The organism is Pseudogemmobacter sp. W21_MBD1_M6, assembly GCF_052119585.1.
Classification (GTDB): domain Bacteria; phylum Pseudomonadota; class Alphaproteobacteria; order Rhodobacterales; family Rhodobacteraceae; genus JBGQOJ01.
Window position 1 is genome coordinate 21759 of record NZ_JBGQOJ010000035.1, and the last position, 6156, is coordinate 27914.

Here is a 6156-nt window from a genome sequence, read left to right on the forward strand (position 1 = left end):
GTCCTCAGTTCGGGGCGCGGATTTCAAGATCGGAAAGGAAGGCTTTGATGCGCCGGGCGTTGGCACCCCGGTCGATCTGACCGAGGCGAGACCGAGAGCGCATGTCGATGCGGGTGCCGGTGCCGGTCTCGGTGACGCGGATCGCCACCTCGTCCTCGAAGCCGAAAAGGTGGCTTGTCACAATGGCCTCGATCTGGCTCTCTGCGGGATCGGCTGACAGCACCTGCCATCCGCGGGTCTCCACCAGAGCGAGCGCTGCCGCGAAGGCCTCGTCTACCGGGACCGGAAATTCCAGCGGACGCACATTCGGATAGGCGGCGCGCTGCTGCTCGGCGTTCGGTGCCGGGTAGTCGCTCGGCGTTGCCGTGAACCAGAACACCGGGGGGTCGTCAGTGTCGGTCGAGATGTCGTTGATCGGCGGGGTGGTGCGTGCGGCAATCTCGAACGCTGCACCAAGCCCCGCAATGGGCAGCGATAGGATCAACCCGAGCAGGACCGCACCGGCACCGCCTCGACGTTCAAGACCAGCAACTGCCAGTCCGATCAGCGCGATGAGAACACCCGCCAAGGCCGCCCAAGCGGCCCAGCCGGCGACGTCATAGGCTTGCGGCCAGGGCCAGCCGTCAGCCCGAAAGCCCCAGACCGAAACGGCCAGAACAGTTAAGGACGTGAGCCCCAGAAGGATGGACAGAAGGCCAAGGCGGCGGGCAAGGGGATCAGGCATCAGCGGTCTCCTGCTTTGCGGGGTTGAGACGCGGGTGGGTTTCCTCACCGAACCAGAACAGGATCGCGCCCGAGATGAACATCGAGATCGCGACGAACCAGAAGGCGGCCTCGGCAGCACCTGTCAGGCTTGCAGCAAGCCCAAGTCCGAGCGCACCGATGGCGTAACCGAGGTCGCGCCAGAAGCGGTAGATGCCGATGGCCGAGCCGCGCCAAGCGGGCGGGGTGATGTCGGCCACGGCCGCAGAGAGGTTGGGGTAGAGCAGTGCCATGCCGAAGCCCGCCACCCCGGCCGAGACCGACCACCAGAGCGCGCCGGTGCCCAACACCACCATCCCCACGCCCGCGCCGCAGATCCACATGCCCAGCACGTTGGGCCAGAACCGGCCCACATGGTCCGACAGCCGCCCGGTAAAAAGCTGCGAGCCGCTCCAGACGAAGCCGTAAACACCGACGATCCAGCCCACCTCGGTCAGGCTGGCGCCCTCACCCACAAGGAAGACGGGGAAGAGCGCCCAGACCAGCGCATCGACGAACTTTTCGACAAGACCCGCCTGCGAGATCGCAAACAGGCGGCGGTCGCGCCAGCTCATCAGCGCGAAGATTTCGCCCGTGCTGGGATGGTCCGACACGCCTTGCGGGTAACGCGGCAGGGATTTCGGGGGCGCTACCTTGTGCGCGGCGGTCTCGGCCTTGGCCCAGGGCAGCGTGTCCTTCACCCAGACCACCGTCAGGACCAGCGCCAGCACGACAACGGCCATGCCAAAGACCAGCAGCCCGACGCGGGCGCCCAAGGCTTCTGCGGCATAGGCGGTCAGAATACCGGCGATCGCGACGCCCACGTAGCCCGAGAACTCGTTCAGCCCCATGGTCAGCCCGCGTTCCTCGGCCTTGGTGATGTCGAGTTTCGCGGTCTGCGTCATCGACCAGCAGAGGCCCTGATTGACACCAAGCAGCACGGTGGCGGCGACGATCCAGTTCCAGTCGGGTGCATACCAGATCATCACCGGGATCGGCAGCGCCACAACCCAGCCCCAGAACAGCACCCGCTGACGCCCGATCCGTTCCGACCAGCGCCCGGCGACAAAGTTCATCACCGCCTTCACAACTCCAAAGGCCACCACGAAGGAGGCGAGCAGCAGGAAGGAGCCGCGCTCGAGCCCGAATTCGCTCTCTGCCAATGCGGGGACCACCGTGCGCGTCATGCCGATGGCAAAGCCGACCAGCATCACCTGGATCAGTTGGTGGGCGACCTGGCCCCTGTTTTCGCGGATACCGCGTTGCAGATCGGGTCCGGTCATTCTGACGGCTCCTTTGTCGTGATGCGCGGGTCAAGCGCGTGCCCCGAGGCCGGGCCCCGGACCGGCTGGATCAGCATCCGGTCAAGCCATAGATCGCGGCGCGTGCGGAACTGCTCGATCCCGATTTCCATCCCGTTGTGGCCCTTGGCGGGCTGGGCGATGTAGGTGCCCAGCAGCCGGTCCCACCATGGCAGGTTGAAGCCGTAATTCGAATTGGTCTCGCGCGGGTCGATGGAATGGTGGACGCGGTGCATGTCGGGTGTGACCACGAACAGACGCAAAATCCGATCTACCGGGCGCGGCAGGTCGATGTTGGCGTGGTTGAAAAGTGCTGTTGCGTTCAGCAGTACCTCGAACAGCAACACGGCGATGGCGGGCGGGCCGAGAGCCGCGACCACAGCCAGCTTGATCCCCATCGAGATCAGGATTTCCACCGGGTGGAACCGCAGGCCGGTCGTGGCGTCAAAATCGAGATCGGCATGGTGCATCCGGTGCAGCCGCCATAGGCCGGGGATCGCGTGGAACATCACGTGCTGCAGGTAGATCGCAAGATCCAGCAGCAGCATCGAGACGGCGATGGCTGCCCACGGGGCCACGTCGATGTTGTTGAACAGACCCCAGCCATTGTCCTCGGCCATGACGGCAAGCCCGACCGCAAGGATCGGAAAGGAAAGCCGCAGGATCACCGTATCAACCACCACCAGCGCGAGATTGTTTGTCCATCGGATCACGCGCGGAATGTTGCGCCGCCGTCGGGGTGCTGCGACTTCCCATAGCGCCATGGCTGCGAGCATGCCAAGAAAGATGACAAGGCGGATCGTGGGTTCGGCTGCAAGAACGGCCTCGGACATGGCACAAACCTTTGGGTTGCGGAATGCGATGGAATCGCTATCATTCAAGTTGTTACTTGAACGTTAGTCATTGGAGATCACCGTGTCAATCAGCCCGAAGATGGCCCTGCTGGAAGAATACGCCCTTGTCGCGCGCGCTCTGTCCGCGCCAGCGCGCCTGTCACTTCTGGAACAACTGGCGCAGGGCGAACGCGGTGTGGATACGCTGGCCGAAAAGACCGGCCTTACTGTTGCCAATTGCTCGCAACACCTGCAACAGCTGCGCCGTTCCGGACTTGTCACCAGCCGCCGCGATGGCAAGGCCGTGATCTATCGGCTGACCGATGCGAAGACGCTGGAGCTGATGGACCTGCTGCGCATCGTGGCAGAGCGCAATCTCGCGCAGGTCGAGCACATCTTGCGCGGCCTCTCGGACGGAGAAGAGGCACCTGAGCCGGTAAGTCGCGCCGATCTGGCCACGCGGATCGCCGATGGGGCAGTGACCATTCTCGACGTGCGGCCAGCAGATGAATTTGCAGCCGGTCACATCCCGGGCGCGCTCAACACGACGCTGGCCGAACTCGAGTGGATCCTCCCGACGCTCGATCCGACCATCGAAATCGTCGCCTACTGTCGCGGGCCATACTGTATCTATGCCCATCAGGCCGTCGCCATCCTGCGCAAACAAGGACTGAACGCGCGGCGGATGGACGGCGGCCTGCCGGAATGGCGCGAAGACGGGCGGGCGGTGCTGACCAAGGCAACACCGGAGTAACAATGGACGCCTGACATGCGACCAGTCCGATTCTGAATTGGGTAATCTGCCAGGGCAGTCGGCCGCTCTAATCCAGCCGCAATCAATCATCGGCTAGCAATTGCTTGGCCTCTTTGAAGCCGCCACATTCATCATCTGCGCCCATCGATCAGGAGCTCGCAAATTCGCATTTTGCGCATTGCAGCCGTTCGTGCCCGACGCAGCGAATGCACACCTTCCGCCCGGCCAGCATGCGCCCACAGGGTTGGCAAGTTGCCAGACATGGGTTCGCTCTGGGCTGGCAGCGGTCAACCGAAGCGGCGCTGAAATCCAGTCTGCGGTGGCCCAAGTTGAAAACTGGGTACTGCACAGCCGCAAGGCAGCTCTGTGCCCGACGTAGACGCTCCCGCAGGCTGCGCCACTGCTGAAAGTCGGATAATTTCTTTGCCTGCGTCCTCACGGAATGGTATATTTATAGAGCTACCGCCGTCGAGCGGTTGGTGCTTGATTGGCGATGGCGTGAAACCCCAAACGGGAGGCGCTGCCATGAAATCCTTTACACTTGCCGCAATCGCTGGAACCTGCAGTCTGGTTGCTTTTTCATCTTTTGCACAGACCACCGAAGTTTCCGTGGAAGAATTGATGGCTCAGCTTGAGGGCGTGGCGCCCGCGGCTGTGCTCGCGGACTCCAAGCTGCTGAACATGAAAGAAGACGGTGAAATACAAGTGCTTCGTGAAGGCACCAACGGGTGGACATGCATGTACCCCGGCACCGACCCGATGTGCGCGGATGAAGCATCAATGAGTTTTCTCCAAGCATGGATGAACAAGGAAAATCCGCCGGAAACGCTCGGTTTCGTCTATATGTTGCTCGGCGATGAGGGTGCCAGCAATACTGACCCGTATGCCGAGGCCGAGAAACCTGACAACCAATGGGTGGTTGCAGGTCCGCACGTAATGATCGTCGGTTCTGCCGCCGCGCCGCTCCTCCAAAGCTACCCGAGCGAGGTGCCGGAAGGCGCGAACCAGCCGTGGGTCATGTGGCCAGGAACGCCCTATGCGCACTTGATGATTCCGATGGAATAACAGCCATAGGCGGTTTCCAGCTGTGATTGATGTTCGCCCGACGATCAGTGCCCAGTGGGTCTCGTCGCATCCAGAAGCAGTATCCAGGCTGCCGCTTAACTCGCGGTAGACTGACGCCTGACGGCGGCCTGCCTGCCGGTAGACCCACCGATGGCCCGGAACTTAGGAGTCAGCTTTGTTCGCATCTTACCAGTTCGCCATCTGCGCGATCAAGGTCAGCTATCGCATATTCGCGCAAAGGGCTTTGGATCCGCTTTGGGCTGACAGCGGTCATCCGGCGTGGTTGGGATACCTCGAAATTTTGCGTACTCATCAAAATTAGCGCGCTGCACTGCCGCAAGTCGGCTTCGAGCCCAAACTACCGAAATGCCGCTGCTTAGCGAAGGCCTACTCATACCGATAAATGGTTTGGACGATGAACTCTCACTATCGCCGACGTGCAAGCTCGCGATAAAGTGCGGGTGGCGATACACCAATCTGATCGGCAACTATTATCCATCCGCCTGTCGGCGGTTCACCGTTTAGATCCAGCCAGGCGTCCAACCTGTCCGACACCCGGCGAAGGCGCAATATCTCGATGCGCGCTCTTTGGGATTGGACCTCTCTGGCATAAGTCTCGATCAGGCTTAAAGCAGCGTCTGGCCGGTCACGCAGCGCAGATCGAAAGGTGGCACGCGGCATGAACGCTATTTCGGTCTTAATGCGTGCAATAGCATCGCAGTGATAGGTCTTGGCCGACAACGACGCCTCGGCCAGAGCCATTCCAGCCTTGGCAACGCTGAGCGTAAGTGCGGTTCCATCCGCAAGTGGACGCTCAAGTGCGACCATGCCGGATCGAACAAGATACATCGAATGAACGCGATCTTCCCTACGAAAGAGAACAGCACCCTGCTCGAAGGTCTTCATCGACGCGTTATCAAATATTTGCTGCCAGTCGGACATGATAGAAATCATACCGTATGTCCGCAGTGTCCGATAGGGTTTTCTCGATAGACGCGAGGAAAGAGAATGAAAACGAAGATAATCTTGATCGTAGCAGCGCTACTCGGTGGAACGGCTTTTGCAGCTGCCCAGACAACACACTCAGGCCATGACGACGGCATGGATCACGCGATGCACGTTCAAGGCCAGTCGCTCCAAGGCACGATCCTGACCGAGCCGGGGCAAGGGGCTTTCGCGGCCCTTTCCGAAGTTGTTCGCGTGCTCGAAGCCGATCCTGACACAGACTGGGGCCAAGTTGATCTTGCTGGCTTTCGGGCACATTTGGTTGATATGGACCGCTTGGTTTCGGACGCGATTGTGGAAGAGACAGCGCTGCCGGACGGCCTTTCCGCAATTGCGACGGGGGATGCCCACACGATCGCCACACTGCGACGCATGGTGCCTGCGTATTCCGGAGGATCCGGCCATCCATTCCGACAACATCCGGCCACCTGTTCCGGGGTATCCGGCCACCTGTGAC

The 6156-nt window shown here is 61.3% G+C and carries 7 protein-coding genes; 3 read left to right on the forward strand and 4 right to left on the reverse strand.

Annotation, left to right across the window (positions count from 1 at the left end; all coding sequences use genetic code 11):
• Nucleotides 1-4: 4 nt before the first annotated feature.
• The 3 genes from ACEN2R_RS19370 to ACEN2R_RS19380 are packed head-to-tail and all read right to left on the reverse strand — an operon-like array spanning nucleotide 5 to nucleotide 2875.
• On the reverse strand, nucleotides 5-724 hold the full coding sequence (locus tag ACEN2R_RS19370) for a DUF1499 domain-containing protein (protein ID WP_442044395.1): 720 nt from the start codon (nucleotides 722-724) through the stop codon (nucleotides 5-7).
• Nucleotides 717-2024 (reverse strand): MFS transporter, encoded by a 1308-nt coding sequence (locus tag ACEN2R_RS19375; protein ID WP_442044396.1) that lies wholly within the window; start codon nucleotides 2022-2024, stop codon nucleotides 717-719. The genes ACEN2R_RS19370 and ACEN2R_RS19375 overlap by 8 nt, the downstream gene beginning before the upstream one ends.
• Complete coding sequence (locus ACEN2R_RS19380; protein ID WP_442044398.1) at nucleotides 2021-2875, reverse strand: sterol desaturase family protein; 855 nt, start codon at nucleotides 2873-2875, stop codon at nucleotides 2021-2023. The genes ACEN2R_RS19375 and ACEN2R_RS19380 overlap by 4 nt, the downstream gene beginning before the upstream one ends.
• A gap of 82 nt (nucleotides 2876-2957) precedes the next feature.
• On the opposite strand from ACEN2R_RS19380, the gene ACEN2R_RS19385 reads away from it, so the two are divergent.
• Both ACEN2R_RS19385 and ACEN2R_RS19390 read left to right on the forward strand, forming a co-directional pair.
• Nucleotides 2958-3629, forward strand: coding sequence for an ArsR/SmtB family transcription factor (locus ACEN2R_RS19385; RefSeq protein WP_442044400.1), 672 nt, complete (start codon nucleotides 2958-2960; stop codon nucleotides 3627-3629).
• Nucleotides 3630-4154: 525 nt separating this feature from the next.
• Nucleotides 4155-4694, forward strand: a complete 540-nt coding sequence (locus tag ACEN2R_RS19390) for a hypothetical protein (protein WP_442044401.1) — start codon at nucleotides 4155-4157, stop codon at nucleotides 4692-4694.
• Nucleotides 4695-5120: 426 nt separating this feature from the next.
• On the opposite strand, the gene ACEN2R_RS19395 is transcribed toward ACEN2R_RS19390, so the two are convergent.
• A complete protein-coding gene (locus tag ACEN2R_RS19395) occupies nucleotides 5121-5648 on the reverse strand; it encodes a Crp/Fnr family transcriptional regulator (RefSeq protein ID WP_442044403.1) in 528 nt (175 codons plus the stop codon).
• A gap of 54 nt (nucleotides 5649-5702) precedes the next feature.
• On the opposite strand from ACEN2R_RS19395, the gene ACEN2R_RS19400 reads away from it, so the two are divergent.
• Nucleotides 5703-6155: a hypothetical protein gene (locus ACEN2R_RS19400; protein WP_442044405.1), complete on the forward strand. Its 453-nt coding sequence runs from the start codon at nucleotides 5703-5705 to the stop codon at nucleotides 6153-6155.
• Nucleotide 6156 lies beyond the last annotated feature (1 nt).